This is a genomic window from Maridesulfovibrio ferrireducens, from assembly GCF_016342405.1.
GTDB lineage: Bacteria > Desulfobacterota > Desulfovibrionia > Desulfovibrionales > Desulfovibrionaceae > Maridesulfovibrio > Maridesulfovibrio ferrireducens_A.
In genome coordinates this window covers 20,380-39,283 of the sequence record NZ_JAEINN010000007.1, presented here as the reverse complement: position 1 = coordinate 39,283, position 18,904 = coordinate 20,380, and the positions used below count along the sequence as shown (strand labels likewise).

Genomic DNA, 18,904 nt, shown 5'->3' with positions numbered 1-18,904 from the left:
AACTTTTTCATATATACACTCTATTTTAACCAAAAAACAGAGGTATAATAATAAAAACTAGATAGGCATTACACTTCCGGAATAAACCTCATGTTTAACTCCATCCTTCTCAATAATAAGACCGCCATCAGGACAAAGTCCACATATGCGTCCTACTGAAACTTCTTTCGGGCCATCCACAATTCTTACTTCTTCACCGAACCAAACCAGTTGATCAGCCAGTGTTTTGAGAAAATCTTCAGGATCCTGTGTTGAAACAATCGCATCAAACTGGTTTTTAAAATAATCTATCAGCTGAATCCAAGTTTCCAAAGGTCCGAGCTGCATATCGTCAGTATTAATTTTTGTAGCAGTAACAGCATGATCAGGACGAAGCTTGTCTCTTTGCGGAGCAGACGCAGTATTTAAACCTATGCCGACCATAATAACTGAACCACGCTCTTCGATAAGAATTCCGCCGATTTTCTTGCCGTCTTTCAGAATATCATTGGGCCATTTAAGCTGCGTTTCAATTCCGATATCTTTAAGAGCACCACAGACAAGATAACCAACGATAAGAGGTAAAATTCTGGTCCATACAGGCCGGGCTTCTCCAGGAGCGCCAGTAGGAAGAGACGGCCATTTAATGGTACCATAAATATTACCGGGAGGGGATATCCATTCTCTTCGGACTTGGCCCCGTCCTGTATTCTGCTCAACAGCCAGAACACTTCCCCATTCGGGCAGATCTTCAAGAGCATTAAGACGCCAAGCGACATCTATACTTGAAATACAGGAACCACAAATAGCTATAGGTCTACCGGCTCTAGCCCCGGATAACCAAGTGGAATAAGTTCTATATTCAGCATCTTCACTATTCCATGGACTGAAGTGCTCGATATCTCTTGCCCAAAGAGGGTGAGCCTGAAAAAGTTGCTCAGGAGTTACTTTAGGAATAGGACTGTCTTTTTTTCCGCTGATAATGGTAATTCTTTTAATCATAGCTTATTATCTCATGTACTAAGGTTTTTTGGCAAGAGTTGACACTGTTGTTTTTAACTTACTATAAGAAATGTTTCGCCATTTCAAAACTATTCCTTTTTACCTAATTTAACTTCTCTGATCATATCAAGTAATTCTTCTTCCACTTCATCAGCTTCGTTCTGATCAATAGCGTCTAAACCTTTTGATTCTTTAGTAATAGCGTTTGCAATCTTTGAAGAAATCGCTGCTAATATCCGGTCTCTGCCTTCTTCTGCGGCAATTGCCAATAATATACCCAGCTTATAATAACCAAGCCTGCTGAAAATTTGCTTTAAAGTTCCAATATCAACAAAAACGATATCATTAACATTTTCTAACTCTTCAATGGACTTACGTTTACGTTTGGTTTCCAGAAAATATTCATCTCCTTTCTTTTTAGCCCATTTGTATGTTGCGCCTTTGTGTAAGACACAAATATCTTCAGGAAAATCACCAACACCTATTTTTTTATAAATCAGATCTGGAAGAGAATCGAACAGCTTAGAAAAGTCATGAATATCAACGTATTCGGTGTAACAGATCTTCCCTCTGAACTTATTAACATCATTAGACAAACTTTCTGTCACTTCCAAAAAGTGTTCAGGATCATTGATAGCAAGATAAACTCTGCTTACCATTTTACTTTTTGTTATAAGATTAAAAGAACAAGCAGCAGTAATCATCCTTTCTATTTCTGATTCTGAAATATTTATTATGCTGCTAAGTTCATAGCAAAAATCTTTATAATTAACTCCAACCTCTTTATCTTGTTCCGGAGAATTCGTAAATATTCTAAATTTAAGATCAAGAAGACGGCACATGGTCATCCAGATATTGCCACTTCTGTTTTCAATTATATTTTTATTAGCGGTAGCAAGTCTTGAGGCCAGTACCCGAGTGAGATGAAATACAGTTGGATGGCTCTTTTTAAGCAAGGTCATAATCAGGTTGGCAGTTAAAACCATCAAAGTACAACTTGTTTCAGCTTCCGCCCCGGCAACTCGAGGACTCTTTGATATTATAGCCATTTCTCCAAAAATTTCACCCGAACCAAGTGTTGCTAAAACATTATTAACACCATGGATTTGTTTAACAATATTAACAGTACCCTTGGTAATAATATAGGCAACATTTCCCATGTCGCCTTCACGGAAAATAACATCACCCTTTGAAAAAGTTATCGTTTTAGGTTTTAAAGAACTCACTCTATAACCCTTTTAATTTTTTAATAATATCTATCACTTCATCTGAACACTCCAGAACCTCTAAATCGCTTACATCACGAGCGGCAGGCGGTTCAGACTGAAGAATTCCAGCTTGTTTTCTATTTATATTCAGCACAATTTTCTTTTTATTTTGTTCATCGGCAGCAGAATAAAGAACAGATATTTTATAATAATTAAAATCTTTCAACGCTATTTGTAACGTAGGATTATCAATAAAAACAAAATCATCAACATTATCAATTTCATTCAAGGATTTTTTAGGCCGTTTAAATTTTTTAAAAAAATCAGGTTCTTTATCCTTACTCCAGTTTATTGCTTTTGCTCTATTAAAAAACAATAAATTTTCAGGGAACTCTTCTTTCATAACTTTGTTATAAATAAATTCAGGTCGACTTCCTGTTCGGACTGCAAGATCGGAAAAAGTCATAAAATTCATCTTGTATTCAACATCAGCCCCAAGCTCTTTGACCTCTGAATACAATTTTCTTAAAGATGACATAAATTCATTAAAATCTGGTATCTTGATATATCTTTCAACAAAAGCACTTTTACCGCTCCTTTGCTTCGATTTAATATCAATCAGTCTAAATTTAAAAATTGTATGGAGAAAAGAATCAATTTCTATTGTAGAAAACACAGCGAGACTTTTCACTGTTTCCGTAAAAGACTTTACTGAAAGACCCATCTCATAATTTTCTATTTCGCGCTTCTTATCTCGCGGAATATACGCATAATCCTTGTAAGCAAGGTCTAATATTGTAGCCAATGAAAGAAACGGCCCACCTTCGGCAACAGTAACAGCTTCATTATCTACACGTAAAACCCGCTCAGCAAGCAATTCAACTATTTTTTTAATAGTTACAGGAGAGGCATCAAGCAGCCTATTCATGATATCCTCAGTCAAAGGAACTAATTCACAATAGCTTGCAGCCTCAACACTTACAGAACGTTTTTCGTTCGCAAGCAATGACATTTCTCCAAAAATATCACCACGATGAAGAGTCATTAATACTGTTTTTTTATTATCAATATTTTTAAAAACATTAACTGAACCGGATTTAATCATATAAGCAACTTTACTTTCCTGTCCTTCATGGAAAATAACCTTACCTTTATGATAATTCCGGATAGTAGGAGACGTCTTTGTCGTTATAGACGTTAAGGGAGATCTAGCCATATTTTAATAAATATCCTTATTAAAATTAAGTTATTTTATTAATACTTCGTTCTTTTGCGAAACTAACTGCTTTTCTGACAAAAAGTGGAAACAGACCTAATATAATAAAAGAAATTATTAAACTAGGTTGAAGAATACCGGATACAGACGAAATTTTACCAAGCTCCTTTCCGGCGTTCACAAAAACCATTGTTCCGGGCAGCATTCCGATCTGAGAGACCCAATAAAAAGTCCGGAGTCTCATGGGAGTAAGTCCCATCACGAGATTAATTACAACAAAAGGAATAGCCGGAATAAGGCGCATTGTGAATAGATAGAATGCTCCTTCGTTTTTTATTCCGTTGTTGACTTTTTCCAGCTTATCTCCAAACCTACGCTGAACATAGTCCCGAAATAAATAGCGCGAAAAAAAACAGGCAATTGTCGCCCCTATAGAGCTGGCAAAAGAGATGGTAACCACGCCAACGGTAAAACCGAAAAGGGCTCCTCCGGCAAGACCAAGTACGGCGGCCCCCGGCAAATTAAGCCCTACAATGACAACGTAAATAACAAAAAAACTAAAGATTGAACCGAATGGATACAGCTCATAAAAAGATTGAAATTCCTGCCTTGAACTTTTCAAATAATCCAAGGTTAAGAACCTATCAAAATCAAAGGCAAAAAAGAGAAAAACTCCTGCCAACAACAATATGAATATTAATATTTTGTTTTTCATTCCCCATAAGATATCATCTCTATTGATTTTGGCAAGTTTTCTTAATCTTTTATTACATATAGAATAGAATAAACAACAATATGAAAAATAAGAAAAAAACATTATCCATTTTAATGGTCGGAGGTTCAGTCCGGGACTTACTCCTAGGAAAAACACCGAATGATTTTGATTTCTTAGTTGCGTCCGGTTCTGTTGAGGACTTTAAAAAAGAATTCCCATATGCCAAGCCAGTCGGCAAATCCTATGAAATATTTTTCCAGAAAGGATTTGAATTCTCCTTTCCCAGAATAACAGGACAAACGGTCGAAGAAACAATAGATCTCGACCTGTCTGCAAGAGATTTCACCATAAACGGCTTCGCTCTGGACGAGGATGGAGAACTGTATGCCCACCCTAACGGACTCGAAGATTTATATTCTAAAACACTGCGGCCTGCATTCGCAGAAACATTTAAATCAGACCCGTTAAGAGTTTTTCGCGCCGCAACATTTCTGGCCAGATTTCCAGACTTTACAGCTCACCCGGACCTGATCACCGGCATGCGGGAAGCTTTTGAAAAAGGGTGGCTGACAAACATAGCTCCTGACAGAATAGGAGTAGAATTAATTAAAGCCCTCAAAAGTGACAAACCGGGCAATTTTGTGAGAACTCTTCAGGCCGCGAATTGCTTTGAACCATGGTTTACTGAATTCTCCGGTTCAGATGAAATCATCGCTGGACCTCCGAAATTTCATGACAAATCTGTACTGGGGCATATCTCCGAAATTATGGATAAAGTAGCCGGAAATCCGATCACCTGCTGGATGGCCATGTGTCACGATCTCGGCAAAATTTTAACTCCAACAGAACTTTTGCCGGCTCACCACGGACACGATATAAAAGGAATCACCCTAACATCTAAACTCAGCAAGAGGCTGCTTCTTCCGAACAAATATATAAAAGCCGGAGAGTTAGCGGCAGAACTGCATATGAAAGCAGGAAACTATAAAGAGCTACGGCCGGCCACAAAAGTAGATCTGCTTATAAAACTCCACAAGAATGATTTAGTGAAAAACATGAGAGATCTTTGCCGCGCAGACAAAAATGAAGATACAATGGCAAACGCAATGACCAATCTGGCTGAGATATTAAAAGTCAGCCTACCGGAACAAGATCGAAACTTAGGCAAAGAGTCAGGAGAAAAGCTTAGAAGTTTGCGTGCTCAAAAGATTTCATCCGGGATTACTACCTGATAATATTGAAAGACTATTCAAATAGAAATTTATATTGAGTCGCAATTTTATCAGTTGTGTTCATTAATTTAGCCGCAGTAGTTTCAACGTTTAAAGCATTCACAGTGCCTATGCGTTTATCAAGATAAAATGGAACGACATCTTCACTCGCTGCAAATGTCCAGATCACAGCATAAATCGAACCTATTTCAGGACGTTCACTAAATTCACTACTTGAAACAACTTTAATTCTTACTGATTTTTGCTTTTTATCAGCTAATCGGAACAACATTGATTTCCTAAAGTTTTCCTTTAACTTTAAAGCCAGAGTACCACCAACTTCATCATCTCCAGAATGCTCTACTATTACAGCAACACCTTCTTTTTTATTAAGATTTTCAGCCTTATCACTTACAGTTATCGGCTTTGATTTAACATCAGGAACAGCCATTTCAGACTCTGCAAAAGCGGATAGGGACAAGCAAGATATCGCCAGAGCGAAAACAAATAGAATAAATACTTTTTTCATCTGAAATCTCCTGAATTAAATGCTTTTTTGTAATTGCTCTAACAATTCTTTCACTTGCGACTTATTCTTTGAATACATTTGTGAACAAAAATCCTGAATAAAAGGAGGTGTGTGTTTACCGTCAGGTAAATCAGGAAACTCCGGTAAACCCAGCTCTTCAATCACAATAGGCTTAAAAGCCATTTGACTGTCTATGGCGGAACAATCCGGCCCCACACATCCGGTGATATTTTCTTTTACTACTGTTTCCGGATCAAGTGATTTTGTAAACTTAAGTACATCAGAAGGTGATATATTTTTATTAACCTTATCGATTTTACGATTAATATCCTCAGCAAAAAGATAAAAATCCATGCGGTTTAAGGATCTCATTTTACGACCGTGATTCGCTTCATTATCAGTAATTAATCCGTTCATATAAGCTTCTATACGACGGGCAAGCTGATGATATGCAATGCTTACCCACTTATTATATTTACTTTTATTTGTCAGTGAAAATGAAGGTGTGTCATCAAAAGAAGAACATTCTGTCTGCTCAGGAAAATTATAAAACTCAGGATTAATTCCGGCTAAATTCCAAAACTCTTTATATCCAGCTTCACCAAGACAGACTTTTTGAAGCAAAGCACATGATTCAAAAATCTCATCCACATTTTCAAAAAGCTGTTTTGACAAAGATTCAAAATACTCAATGGCATCATCGATATCTTTTCTTGCCCCGAAAAAGTTATCTGCCATGTCGTTTAAGACTTCATCTGCCAGTGCATTTGATAAATCTTTAAAAGCTGCCATTTTTTATCCTTGAACTCTTTTCGCAATAAAATTTAATCATCACAAATTAATTAATTAGGGCCTGAACCTGCATAATATATACATCGTTACCTGTTTAGTAAAAAAAAACAGAATAGTATTTATCAATTAAACTTGAGAGTGCCATATATTTGCATTATACGCTATTGGCATTAGTCTCATCTGAAAAATGTTTCAGAGCAAACTCATTGATATTCTAGCAGATTTACTTTGTTAACCATCTTCATTCTGCTTTAATGTCTTTTGCCTGAGATTATTAATTTAAATTAACTCTTGAAGTTATAACCGTAGCCGTGCTGGAGGGATTATGCTGCTCAATGAACATCTCAGCAAGACACTACTTAAAGAGGCCGCCAGAATTCCTGTTCCGACAGGTGTCAAAATAACCCTGAAAGATCTTCCCGCATTAGAACCCTACTTTCCTTTACCTTGGATTCTAAAAGCACAGGTCCCGGTCGGGGGACGTGGTAAAGCTGGTGGAATTCAAAAAGTAGATTCACGGGAAGAGTATGAAAAAACTGCTCGTCAAATTTTATCAATGGAGATCAAAGGAAATAAAGTTCCCTTTATCAGAGCAGAACCGGCAGTTGATATCCGTCAAGAATTTTATCTTTCTCTCACCCTTTCAAGACAGCGCCGCAAAGTTATAATGACTGTAGGACGTGAAGGCGGTGTTGAAATTGAAAATATGGGGCCTGAAAACCTTCTGGTCCAAGAAATAAGCCTACCCGGTGGATTGCAGCCGAATCAAATCAGAGCCGCATTTTTTCACATCGGACTGGCCAAAGAGCTTTTTGGTGATTTCAATACCATAGTTACCAACTTATATAAAACAATGATTGATTACGGCTTACTACTTGCCGAAATCAATCCTCTGGCTTTAACCGGATACGGCAAACTGCTCGCTCTCGATGGTAAAATTGAAATGGACGATAATATCGTTGATATCAATCCGGCCTTCGAACGTTTTTACCAGCCTGAGCATTCAACCCGTGAAGAAAACATCGCCCGTGATGCGGGAATGAGCTTTGTTTCGCTAAAAGGATGGGTAGGATTAATTGCCAACGGTGCAGGACTCGCTATGGCATCAATGGATGCTCTCAACTTCTCTAAGCTACCGGCAGCCAACTTTTTAGACCTTGGCGGAGCAGCGGATCAAAAACGTATTGAAACCGCTTTAGAGCTGTTGTTTAAGGATGAACAGGTTGAAGCAATTTTCATTAACCTGTTCGGAGGAATACTTTCCTGCGAATTAGTTGCCAAGGCACTGGTTGCCGCCCTTGGAGGAAAAGCACCCGAAAAACCTATAGTGGTCCGCATGTCCGGCAACAGCGCGGATATAGGGCTTAAAATCCTTAAAGATCTCAACAGCGACAAACTGCATCGTGCCCATAATATGAATGAAGCTGTCGAAATTCTGCGGACACTTAAACCAGCGAATGCTCCGGTAATAGAATTTGCAGAACCGATTTCAGCAATGCCGGAATCAACACCTGTAGATGTTGGATACAAATCTTCAAGCATTTTTGAAATTGACAAAGACACTCCCATACTTGTGCAGGGCATCACCGGACAGGAAGGACGTCTGCACACACGGCTCATGCTCGAATACGGAAGCAACATTGTTGCCGGAGTAACACCGTTTAAAGGCGGTCAGGAAGTTTTAGGTGTACCGGTTTATAACAGCATAAAAGAAGCGCAACTCCATCACGAAATAGGTGCGAGCATCATTTTCGTGCCGCCCAAGCTTGCGACCGATGCAATCCTGGAAGCTGCGTCATGTGAAATTCCCTGGGTTGTGTGCATCACTGAAGGCATTGTTCAGAGTTCAATGCTGAATGTCCTTGAACAGATAAAAGGCGGCAAAACCCGTGTAGTCGGTCCCAATACTCCCGGACTGATCGTTCCCGGTCAGACTAAAATAGGAATATTACCGACAACACCATTCTCACCCGGACCTGTCGCTGTCCTTTCTCGAAGCGGAACCCTTACCTATGAAGTTGCCGACCGCTTAAACCAAGTTGGAATCGGGCAATCACTTAGTGTCGGAATCGGTGGGGATTCTTACATCGGAACCACTTTTGCCGATATGTTCGAAATGCTGCGTAACCACGATGAAACCAAGGCTGTCATGGTTCTCGGTGAAATCGGGGGAACCGCTGAGCAGGATTTGGCTGACTATGTAATCAAAACAGGGTTTGACAAACCCGTACTTTCCTTTATTGCTGGGCAGACCGCACCTCCCGGGAAACGTCTCGGTCATGCAGGTGCAATTTTGCAGGAAGGTACCGGAGTTCAAGGCAAACTGGAAAAAATGCGTTCAGCAGGTTTCACGGTCTGCCCAAGCCTTGAATCAATTCCACAGCTCACAGCGGACGCTCTCGGAATAAAATTATAGTGAATCAAAACGTTTGTTTTTTTAATAGTAATAAAGCGTGGGGCGGCGGGGAAAAATGGAATCACCATTTTTCCCTGCTCCTGCGGGACAAAGGATATCGAGTTTTTGTTGTTACAAATCACAACTCAGAACTCAAAAAAAGATTAGAAAACGAACCGGGAATCACTCTTCACAGTGAATCCATAGGCAATCTTTCGTTTTTAAATCCAGCCATAATGCTACGCCTTAAATCTTTTTTTCAGCAAAATGACATAAAAACGGTTATCACCGCCCTACCCTCTGACGTTAAAAGCGGTGGTTTTGCAGCCAAATGTGCAGGTGTTTCCAAGGTTATTTATCGCCGTGGAATTGCAGTTTCTGTCAAAAACAGTTTCCTCAACAGACAGATATTCTCAAAAGTTGTTGATCGTTTAATCGTTAATTCGCTTGAAACCAAACGCACAGTTCTTATCAACAATAAGAATCTTATAGACGAATCAAAAATCAGATTAATCCATAACGGCTTCGATGTGGCTGAGTTTGACAGTCAGCCAAGTGAACGGATTTATACTCGATTAGGTGATGAAGTAATCATTGGTAATGCAGCGAGACTGACAGCCCAAAAAGGACAAAAATTTCTGATTGAAGCAGCTGTAATTCTTAAAAAGAAAGGGCTTAATTTCCGAATCCTAATCGCCGGAAAAGGTGAAATGGAAAAGGAGCTTAAAGACTACTCCGCAAAACGCGGTGTGTCTGATGTTGTTGATTTTATAGGTTTTATTGAAGACATGAAGTCGTTCTACGCTTCTCAAGATATATTCTGCCTGCCGTCGTTATGGGAAGGATTCGGTTACGCACTTGTTGAAGCCATGACTCTTGAAAAACCAGTTGTCGGTTTTGAAATCAGTTCCAATCCGGAAGTAGTAAAGAACGGTAAAACCGGAATTCTTGTTCCATCTAAAGATTCATCACAGCTGGCATCTGCCCTTGAAAAACTAATTTTAGATGCTGGATTACGCAATAAAATGGGTAAAGCGGGTAGAGAAAGAGTGTTAAATAAATTCAACACTCCACTCGTTCTTGGAAAATTAATTGACCTGATTGAAGAATAAAGCTTCCAATAAGTTTGCTTAAAACTCTTTATCCAGCAGCAGATGAGAGAAATATCCTGTCACAAACGCAACATAATATGGAAATAAAGTTGGAAACTGCTGACCATAAACATAATAAGGTAACACCAGCATGGGCATGGGAACTAACAGCATAGCCCACCAAGTATGCGTCCATCCGCGATGAGCGCTTACCCCCGGCAGTATGGCTAAAACCCCAAGATATGCCGCCCACCTAAATTCTTCAAAATAAATCAACGCAAGCGACAGAATCAGCATCCCCGAATAAAAAATCCGTTTCCCCTTTGAATCTGTATCAATATCAGGGAAAAGCGCGCCGAGAACACACAGCACTATCAAAATAGCAACCTGCTGCGGATCAATAATATACATTCCGATGTTAACCAACAGTAAAAGAACCAAAAGTCCAGCGACAATCGCTCCGCTGATATGTACTCTATATCCGGGCATTTTAATTCCTAATAGTATGTTTACTTTTCAATAAATTTAAGCAGTTAGAATAACGTTTAATTTTTATATGGAAAACTTTTGATCTTGTCTATTCATGCTCTTGTTGAATTTTCCAATTTGATTATTAAATCATAAAAAAAGTGCCTCTCCCTAAGGAAAGACACTTTAATAAAAACAATATTGAATGATAAATTACATAGCGTTACTTGAATCAAGTTCTGCAATCTGCTTGTCAATTTCAATCTGAAGTTTTTTAGGCAACTTCATATCATCAACATTCAGGAACCCACGCACAATGGTTGAAGTCGCTTCGTCCTCATCCATCCCGCGTGCCATCAGGTATTCAATCTCTTCCTGAGCAATTTTACCTACAGCAGCCTCATGAGAGAGCTCAACGCCTTCCACAGTCGCTTCCAGCTCTGGAACAGCGTGAATTATCCCGCCACCGAGAAGCAGTCCCTGACACTCAAGATGACCGCGTGCCGGAGCATTATTCCCCTGAATATGGCCGCGGGAAATAATTGTTCCACCTGTTGTGATAGTACGGGAAATAATTTCGCCTCTTGTATTTGGCGCATTCTGAATAATGCGGGTACCTGAATCAAGATGAGAACCTTCAGGTGCAACCAAAACAGAGTTAAAACGAGCAACTGCTCCTTCACCATTAAGATAAATGGTCGGGTAGGATTGCATATCTTTAACTTTTTTGAGCAGTACGTAATTATTAATAAAAACTCCGCCCTCTTCAACAACCCCTGCTGTTCTAGGACGAACTGTGACGTTTTCGCCCCAGTTATGAACCATTGTGAAGGTTAGCTTGCCGCCTTTCTTCACGTAAATTTCAGAGATACCGAAATGAGCTCCGGTGAATTTGCTATGTGCCGCAGCGCAACCGGTAAGAATCTGAATCTCTGAGTCTTCTTCTACAACAATGATGTTATGAATATTCTGACCGGATTGCTCAGCCTTCAAGAACAAACATGATTGTACAGGTGCTTTAATTTTTGCACCTTTTTTAGTGCGTATGAAATATCCGCCGTGAAGATTATCAGCGGCTGATTTTGTAAATTCATCTTTATCTTGATCAATCAGCTTAAAATAATAATCTGGAAGACCATCATACTTTTCCAGAGCTTTTTTGATATCCATAACTTCAACGTCTTTATTGGTTGAATCACAATGGACATTTGAGTGGTCAACTTGCAAAAAAGTTCCACTAGTTTCTTCAGAATCTACATCAACACCAGCCATGAGTAACTGTTCTTTATCTTCATTATTTAAAGTAGATAGATCAGCTACGGCATCGTGTTCAAGGCCATCAAATTTATATAAATTGAGATCGACTTTTTTCATAATGTTCCTCCGTGGAGTTTATGCTTCTACTTCAAGCACTTAACGCATTCTTGATAACCATATTTACGGATATGTTCCAGAATGTCGCGAGGTCTGGCTTCACAGCAGAGGTGTCCGTTGTAAAGGACCTGTCCACGGTCAGCGTTAATATAGTCGAGAATATGACCGGTATGCGTGATAATAAGTCCGCAAGTTCTGGAGCCTCTTTCTTTCTGCTCTTTCATGCTAAGATCCACTCCCGGGCGAATTTCGCCGTCAAGGAGAGTACGGACCATCTTACCGATAAGGTGCATGTTTTCAAGATCAACACCGGATTCAGGTTCATCAAAAAGAAGCATATCAGGGTTTTGAGCCATCAACTGGAGCAACTCAGACCGCTTTATTTCACCGCCGGAAAAACCGGAGTTAATATCACGGTCAAGAAAAGTTTTCATATTTACTTTTTCAGCCAGCCTTTCAACATCAACTTTCGAACCGTTTCCACACATTTCAACTAAATGTCTGGTTTTAAGTCCATGGATGGTGGGAGGACGCTGAAATGACATGCCTACTCCGAGGCGGGCACGTTCATAAATGGGGGCGTATGTAATATCTTCGCCCTTGAAAACAATTTTACCTTTAGTCACTTCGTAATTACTGAACCCCATAAGAGTCATTAATAATGAAGTCTTTCCAGATCCGTTAGGTCCGAAAAGGATAAAGGTTTCCCCTTCTTTTATATGTAAGTTGAGGCCTGTGATGACCTCCTTGTCGCCAATCTTGACGTGCAAGTCTTCTATCTTAAGCATTGAGTTCCCTCACTTTACAAGCGAAATGTCAAAAGCATTATCATTTGAGTAAATTAAAAACGCTTTCAAGAGCTAATAAAATAAACTTTTCAAGTCCAGAATTAAAAAGGCTTTTCCCGCAATAACAATCAACTGGAGAACTTATATTAAAAAGATATATTTATCACATTACTTAGACATGAAATCTAATTAGAATAAAATCTTCAAATATTTTTCACAATGAACAAAAAATGGACACGAGAATAAAAAAGTCAAGTTTAGAAGTAATAAAAACTTATATTTTAGGCATAGATTGATTTACTTAACCTGAAATTATGACTAATTTAAACATTCAATTTTTCAGGAGAAACAATATGGCTGACAACAGAATGAAATCGTTTACAGATTTAAAATCTATGAAATTCAAAGACAATAATAAAGATAAAGAAGAAGATCTCAAGATACCGAAGTCTGTTCGGAAGGTTCTTGAATCACTAAAGAAAAAACCTGAACCAGAAGCAATTACAGAACCGGAAGAAGCTCCGGTTGAAGAGGAAATGGCTTTCTTAAATGCCATGTCCGGAGTGAAAAAGATGGATAACTCAACTGTAAAAGTTGAGCGAATTAAACCGGTAATTCCCGTTCCATCTCCCCAAGATGATGGAAATGAATATTTAAGCAGTCTGGTTTCAGGAAATATAGAATTTGACGTCGAATATTCCGAAGAATTCATGTTCGGACATGTTTGCGGTATTGATTCAAAGATATTTCAAAAACTGAAAGCGGGATCTTTCAACCATGAAGCTCATATTGACCTTCACGGCATGACTTCCGAGCAAGCTTTCGATAACCTTATGTTTTTCATTAGAGAATCATTTCTTCAAGGCCACAGATGCTTACTTGCTGTTACCGGCAAAGGCAAAAATTCTCCCGGAGGTCTGTCTGTTCTCAAAAGAGAAATTCATGACTGGCTTACCCGCGACCCTTTCCGCCGTGTTGTTTTGGCTTTTTGCTCAGCACAGCCCAAAGATGGCGGGACTGGAGCTATCTATATTCTACTGCGAAGACAAAAAAAAGTTAAAGGGAAGGTAAAGTGGGATAAAGGAATCAATTGGGATGAATAATTTCATTGAATCCCGTCAAATCAGGGTTGCTTTTGGAATCCCTTTTGACAGTCTGGACTTCCATGAACTTTTAGTTGCTGTAGGGGAACTTGCTGCGTCCGGTAATAAGCATTTTATTTTTGCAGCATCCACCCCGTGGCTTTTAGAATATGGTAGAAACCCTCTTAACAGACTTGATGAAACAGACATGTTTCTAGCGGCGGATTCTACCTTAACAAAAATGGCCGAAAAAATTGGGCGAACCATTAAAATGCCCATGGAATATTTTGAATTTCCAGAACAAGTGGCGCTCATTTGTGCGCATTATGGACTTAGTCTTCTTCATATTTCAACCACTGCATTAAAAACTGATATTCTTGTTCGCGATGGCTATGTCCCTCTTTCATGGGACTTATTTACTAACTTTAAAATTTCCGACAGTCTTGATGAAAAACATAAAGAATCAATCATTTCCAGCGCCATCAGTTTAAAGCCGGATATCATTTTAATCTCTGCTTCGCCTGATGATTTAAGAGAATTTATCCCTGAAATTTATAAAAAAATACCCAATTGTTTATTGATTTGCACTCCAAAAGATGAAAAAAACTCAAAATTTAAAGATAAGATTAGAAATATTATTTCATCTTTCATTCTGATCCAACAAGAAGCTCTTTTACTAAAGCGCATTGATGAATCATGTTCAAGTTCAGCACCCAGCTCCATAAGTTATGATGACAAAAAGGAGCAGGCTATAATCAAAATTTCAGGGGTCTTAAATTCCAGAATAGTTCCCGAGCTTAGAAGAATGGGAAAAAAAATGCTTCACAAAAACAAAGACCTTGGACTGGATTTATCTAAAACGACGGCACTATCAATCAACGGGCTGGAATCAATAGTTTATCTGAACAGGATATTTACATGCGCAGATCAAAATTTATTCATTAAGGCTATCTCACCGGAAGCCCTGATGCTTTTTCATCAATCAGGAATAGCATCCTTTTTTGAAGATTTTCCCGGCATAACTGATGAGACTAATATTGAGCCCTGACCACAATTAAAGCATGTTAACGGGATCAAGATCGAGAGTAATTCGTATATTCTTCTTATCTGGATTCTTTCTCATCATTTCAGCATACAGATCACGGGTTTTAACCCAGTCTTCCGACTTAATCAGACAATTAAAGCGCCTGCGCCCTTTAAGCTGAGACAACGGTGCAGGAACCGGCCCCATAGCCATCAGGCCGATTTTAGTAGCCGCCTCTCTGGTCTGATTAAAAAATGGAGGACACAAATCCTCCCCATCCCAATTAAGCGGATGACTGATTCTGATCAACGCTAATTTCGTGAACGGTGGGTATCTGAATTTTCGTCTCTTCTCAATTTCCCGCTCAAAAAAAGTATTGTAATCAGCTGAAGTAACAGAGCTCCAAATCGGATTTTCAGGATTTCTAGTTTGAATAATTACTTCACCGGGTTTGTCACCTCTACCCGCCCTGCCCGAGACCTGAACCAACAGCTGAAAGGTCCGCTCAGCAGATCTATAGTCCGGTAAATTAAGCCCGAGATCTCCCTCAGAAACAACAACAAGAGTGACTCCGGGAAAGTTATGTCCTTTCGACAGCATCTGTGTCCCAACAAGAACCTGAGCATCACCCCTAGCAAAGCTCTTGAGAATCTCCTCGAGTCGCTCCTGTCTGCGAGTACTGTCCCTATCCATTCGTAAAATTTTAGTTTCCGGCGGCAAAGCTTTTGTGACCTGCTCTTCAAGTCTTTCTGTTCCACCACCTAATGGGAGTAGATGACTGCCTCCACACATAGGACAAGGAAGCGGAAAACGATGAACATTTCCGCAATAATGACAGATAAGTTTTTCTCGGCCTTTATGATATGTCATGCTGACATTACAATGAGGACATTTGATTGGTTCTTCACAATCCGTGCAATAAATCAGAGGCGAAAAACCGCGACGATTAAGCATAATTACAGCCTGTTCGCCTCGTTCCACAACTTCCTTTAAACGCGTTTCCGTTTCCAAAGCGAATGGTTGTTCCGGATTCTTAATCGCACTTGTATCAACAACCCGCACTTCCGGCAGCACACTTTTCCCAATCCGGCTCTCCATAGAGATCATCTTAAATGCGCCCTGCCGGGCTGCATAAAAAGTCTTTAAATCTGGAGTTGCCGAACCTAATATCAATAAACTTTTTGTTTTTTGGGCAAGGAAATATGCAACTTCTTTAGCTTGATACGGAAGACGCTCTTCCTGTTTATAGGATTCGTCATGCTCTTCATCCACAATAAACAAGCCGGGATTCTGAACGGGTAAGAACAACGACGATCTTGTGCCTATTATTAAAACAGGATTCTGCGATCCAGAAACAGCACGGAAAATAGCCTCTTTGCGCACAGGGGTCTGATATCCGTGATACAAATATTTTTCTACATCTGGAAATAAAGGACAAATACTATTCCAAAGAGAATAGGCAAGTGCAATTTCGGGTACCAGAACTACAGCAGAACGCCCCTGTTCCAGACATTTACGAGCGGCAGTCATATACACAAGCGTTTTACCGCTTCCGGTTATTCCATGCAGAAGCTTAACTTCAAGCTTGTCACTATCCAGTGCTGATTCAACCTCTTCAATAGCTGACTTCTGCTGTTCGGTAGGAATAAACGCCCAATCTGCAGAAGTAACCGTACATTTTTCAGCAGGATTACGTTCCTCTTCGGGAGGCGGTCCCACTTTCAAAAGCAAATCTGACTGAAGTTTATTGATAACTCCTGTCGTCCAATCGCCCATAACTATTTTTAAAAAACCTTTTTCACGAGGTCCATTTTCATAAATATACTCTAAAACCTGCAACTGACGTGCAGCATTAGGACGGACAGGCCACGGAGGATCGATAGTCAGACTTACATATTCTTCCTTTTCAAGAGACGACGGCAGACAAACTTTCATCCTTCCATCATTATAGATGTGAACAAGTTTCATTCTGGATTCGAATGGCATGCGCGCGAGATCTACGCTTTTCAAACGTGTGGGGAAATCTCGGTCAGCTATTTTGAACGACAACTTAGCACTTCTAAATCGTTTAGGAACAACGTTTTCTAAAACTTTACCAAGTGGCTGCAATTGTCTGGAAGCAATATTTCTATATAAAAGAAAATGAGTTAAATTTAAAAGAGGCTTCTTTTCAAGAGGCCAAATTATTGATTTAAGTTCAATATTTTCAGGAGGAATAGGCTGTATTTCGATTAGAAAAGCAACTCTGATTGATTTTCCAAGCGGAACAAGCACGCGCTGACCTTCATGAAGTTCAGGAAGATCTGCGGGCGCTGAATAAGTATAAATTGAATAAGGCGGACTGGCGAGGCAGGCCTGCCAGAGTATAGACATTTCTGTTCCGACTACGGTTTAAGGCTGAGACATTTTTTCAAAACATCAAAAACATGACCACTTGCTTTACCGCAACCTGCATCTTTTTTAATCGCAGCGGCGGAAAAAACAGCCGGAGAAATTTTTCTTCGAACTCCACGCCATTCAATTTTAAAATCAACGGTTTCTTCTTCAACTATCAGTGAACCTGAATGAGGAAGTATAAAACCGGCAAATTTTGTATATGTGCCGAAGGTAATTGCTTTTGAAGAACCAAGTACAATCTTCAAAGGAGCGAAATTTTCATTATCAAAAAAGACTTGCGGAGAAGAATCATCTCCCGGCTCTGCTCCGAAAACAAAAGCTGGAGAATCATCGGTAAACCCGTAACTTCTTGAAGAATTGGTCACGCCGAGACTTATCCACTCACTTGTCGGATCATCTGGAATCCATAACTGTAAAAGTGAAAACGGAAGATTACCTTCAACAGGACACTGAGCTTCTGTCTTAAAATATTGACCGACAGACTTTGCGGTAATAGTTCCATTCCCGCCAGTATTACATTCAAAAGTCTGCTTCCAATGATTATCCCCACGAAGGATCGTAAGCGTTGTTTCCGGCTCAGAGGGAAAAGTAATAACAGCCTCATAAGAGGTTAACGCACCGTATTTTTTATACAATGCCTCATCTATAGCCGTGTCGGACGGAAAAAAAGCCCTTGCCGCGCTGCACCAAAGCAGGCTTACGGCAAGGACAAATATTAAAACTGATGTTTTTTTTACGAACAAGACAAAAGCTCCCGCAATCTCTTTACTAAATCATCACGCAACTCTTCGTCCTGAAGAGCAAAATAAATATTCGCAGTAAGATAATCAACCCAGTCGCCGGCGTCAAATCTTTGCCCGCGTAATTTCACGGCCAAAAGCTTATTATCCTGAGCAAGGCACTGCAAAGCATCGGTAAGCTGAATTTCTCCGCCTACACCCGGTTCAAGATTTTCAAGATGATCAAAAATCTCAGGCAGCAAGACATAACGTCCAACTATTGCCAATCGGGACGGAGCTTGACCGACAGGAGGCTTTTCAACAAGACTGCGGACTCTGTACATTCCAGGAGCAAATTCTTCACCCTGAATAATACCATAGCGATCGACTTTATTTTCAGGGACTTCGATAACCCCGACAACAGCCATATTTTCAGTTCTTGCGGCATCAATAAGCTGCTTAATACCCGGTTCCATACCGAACATAAGGTCATCACCAACCATTACGGCAAACGGATCATTCTTGCAGACTTCTTTAGCGCAAAGAACGGCATGTCCAAGTCCAAGCTGTTGTTTCTGACGAACAGAAATAATATTAACCATTTCAGCAACTTTTCGGCACTCAGCTAAAATCTCAGTTTTACCCGCCCGCTTAAGCACGTTTTCAAGGCTCAAGTTATAATCAAAATGATCTTCGATGATTTTTTTATTCTGGTTGGTAATAAATACAACATCAGTGAGTCCGCTGGTCATAGCTTCTTCAACAACATGCTGTATAACTGGCTTCCTGAAAATCGGGAGCATTTCCTTAGGAATATTTTTAGTGGCAGGCAATGATCTTGTGCCCCAACCAGCAACCGGAATAATAACTTTTTTGATGACCATTGATCGGACTCCTTGAATATATTCAGTGTA

At 39.7% G+C, this 18,904-nt stretch carries 17 protein-coding genes; 5 read left to right on the top strand and 12 right to left on the bottom strand.

The window, feature by feature from the left end:
* Window positions 1–57: 57 nt before the first annotated feature.
* From JEY82_RS09085 to JEY82_RS09070, 4 genes are all read right to left on the bottom strand, one after another.
* The gene (locus JEY82_RS09085) at window positions 58–981 is read right to left on the bottom strand and encodes a biotin--[acetyl-CoA-carboxylase] ligase (RefSeq protein WP_304085108.1); all 924 of its coding nucleotides are present in this window, start codon (window positions 979–981) and stop codon (window positions 58–60) included.
* Between the two features lie 89 nt (window positions 982–1,070).
* The gene (locus tag JEY82_RS09080) at window positions 1,071–2,207 is read right to left on the bottom strand and encodes a Crp/Fnr family transcriptional regulator (protein ID WP_304085107.1); all 1,137 of its coding nucleotides are present in this window, start codon (window positions 2,205–2,207) and stop codon (window positions 1,071–1,073) included.
* Between the two features lies 1 nt (window position 2,208).
* Window positions 2,209–3,405: a Crp/Fnr family transcriptional regulator gene (locus JEY82_RS09075; RefSeq protein ID WP_304085106.1), complete on the bottom strand. Its 1,197-nt coding sequence runs from the start codon at window positions 3,403–3,405 to the stop codon at window positions 2,209–2,211.
* Between the two features lie 25 nt (window positions 3,406–3,430).
* Window positions 3,431–4,120: a TVP38/TMEM64 family protein gene (locus JEY82_RS09070; RefSeq protein WP_304085105.1), complete on the bottom strand. Its 690-nt coding sequence runs from the start codon at window positions 4,118–4,120 to the stop codon at window positions 3,431–3,433.
* Window positions 4,121–4,200: 80 nt separating this feature from the next.
* On the opposite strand from JEY82_RS09070, the gene JEY82_RS09065 reads away from it, so the two are divergent.
* The gene (locus JEY82_RS09065; protein ID WP_304085104.1) at window positions 4,201–5,352 is read left to right on the top strand and encodes an HD domain-containing protein; all 1,152 of its coding nucleotides are present in this window, start codon (window positions 4,201–4,203) and stop codon (window positions 5,350–5,352) included.
* Between the two features lie 13 nt (window positions 5,353–5,365).
* Here JEY82_RS09065 and JEY82_RS09060 read toward each other — a convergent pair whose 3' ends face one another.
* Both JEY82_RS09060 and JEY82_RS09055 read right to left on the bottom strand, forming a co-directional pair.
* Window positions 5,366–5,860, bottom strand: a complete 495-nt coding sequence (locus JEY82_RS09060; protein WP_304085103.1) for a hypothetical protein — start codon at window positions 5,858–5,860, stop codon at window positions 5,366–5,368.
* Between the two features lie 15 nt (window positions 5,861–5,875).
* Window positions 5,876–6,652 carry a hypothetical protein gene (locus tag JEY82_RS09055; protein WP_304085102.1) on the bottom strand — a complete coding sequence of 259 codons (777 nt, stop codon included), beginning with the start codon at window positions 6,650–6,652 and terminating at the stop codon, window positions 5,876–5,878.
* A 325-nt stretch (window positions 6,653–6,977) separates the two neighbouring features.
* Between JEY82_RS09055 and sucD the strand changes: the two genes are divergently transcribed.
* Window positions 6,978–9,068 carry a succinate--CoA ligase subunit alpha gene (gene sucD, locus JEY82_RS09050; protein ID WP_304085101.1) on the top strand — a complete coding sequence of 697 codons (2,091 nt, stop codon included), beginning with the start codon at window positions 6,978–6,980 and terminating at the stop codon, window positions 9,066–9,068.
* On the top strand, window positions 9,068–10,159 hold the full coding sequence (locus tag JEY82_RS09045; protein WP_304085100.1) for a glycosyltransferase: 1,092 nt from the start codon (window positions 9,068–9,070) through the stop codon (window positions 10,157–10,159). The genes sucD and JEY82_RS09045 overlap by 1 nt, the downstream gene beginning before the upstream one ends.
* Before the next feature lie 18 nt (window positions 10,160–10,177).
* Here the strand turns inward: JEY82_RS09045 and JEY82_RS09040 are convergent, their stop codons facing one another.
* The 3 genes from JEY82_RS09040 to JEY82_RS09030 all read right to left on the bottom strand — a co-directional run bounded on the left by JEY82_RS09040 (window position 10,178) and on the right by JEY82_RS09030 (window position 12,768).
* The gene (locus tag JEY82_RS09040; RefSeq protein WP_304085099.1) at window positions 10,178–10,627 is read right to left on the bottom strand and encodes a metal-dependent hydrolase; all 450 of its coding nucleotides are present in this window, start codon (window positions 10,625–10,627) and stop codon (window positions 10,178–10,180) included.
* 192 nt (window positions 10,628–10,819) lie between these two features.
* A complete protein-coding gene (locus JEY82_RS09035; RefSeq protein ID WP_092161301.1) occupies window positions 10,820–11,980 on the bottom strand; it encodes a SufD family Fe-S cluster assembly protein in 1,161 nt (386 codons plus the stop codon).
* Window positions 11,981–12,006: 26 nt separating this feature from the next.
* Window positions 12,007–12,768 carry an ABC transporter ATP-binding protein gene (locus JEY82_RS09030; protein WP_304085098.1) on the bottom strand — a complete coding sequence of 254 codons (762 nt, stop codon included), beginning with the start codon at window positions 12,766–12,768 and terminating at the stop codon, window positions 12,007–12,009.
* Between the two features lie 353 nt (window positions 12,769–13,121).
* On the opposite strand from JEY82_RS09030, the gene JEY82_RS09025 reads away from it, so the two are divergent.
* Both JEY82_RS09025 and JEY82_RS09020 read left to right on the top strand, forming a co-directional pair.
* Window positions 13,122–13,871 carry a Smr/MutS family protein gene (locus JEY82_RS09025; RefSeq protein ID WP_304085097.1) on the top strand — a complete coding sequence of 250 codons (750 nt, stop codon included), beginning with the start codon at window positions 13,122–13,124 and terminating at the stop codon, window positions 13,869–13,871.
* Window positions 13,864–14,898: an STAS domain-containing protein gene (locus JEY82_RS09020; RefSeq protein ID WP_304085096.1), complete on the top strand. Its 1,035-nt coding sequence runs from the start codon at window positions 13,864–13,866 to the stop codon at window positions 14,896–14,898. The genes JEY82_RS09025 and JEY82_RS09020 overlap by 8 nt, the downstream gene beginning before the upstream one ends.
* 6 nt (window positions 14,899–14,904) lie before the next feature.
* Here JEY82_RS09020 and priA read toward each other — a convergent pair whose 3' ends face one another.
* From priA to galU, 3 genes are read right to left on the bottom strand one after another with little or no spacing between them, the layout of a single operon-like run.
* Window positions 14,905–17,247, bottom strand: a complete 2,343-nt coding sequence (gene priA / locus JEY82_RS09015; protein ID WP_304085095.1) for a primosomal protein N' — start codon at window positions 17,245–17,247, stop codon at window positions 14,905–14,907.
* An 11-nt stretch (window positions 17,248–17,258) separates the two neighbouring features.
* Window positions 17,259–18,014, bottom strand: a complete 756-nt coding sequence (locus JEY82_RS09010) for a hypothetical protein (protein WP_304085094.1) — start codon at window positions 18,012–18,014, stop codon at window positions 17,259–17,261.
* Window positions 18,005–18,874: a UTP--glucose-1-phosphate uridylyltransferase GalU gene (gene galU / locus JEY82_RS09005; protein ID WP_304085093.1), complete on the bottom strand. Its 870-nt coding sequence runs from the start codon at window positions 18,872–18,874 to the stop codon at window positions 18,005–18,007. Before galU ends, JEY82_RS09010 begins: the two co-directional genes overlap by 10 nt.
* Between the last annotated feature and the right edge of the window lie 30 nt (window positions 18,875–18,904).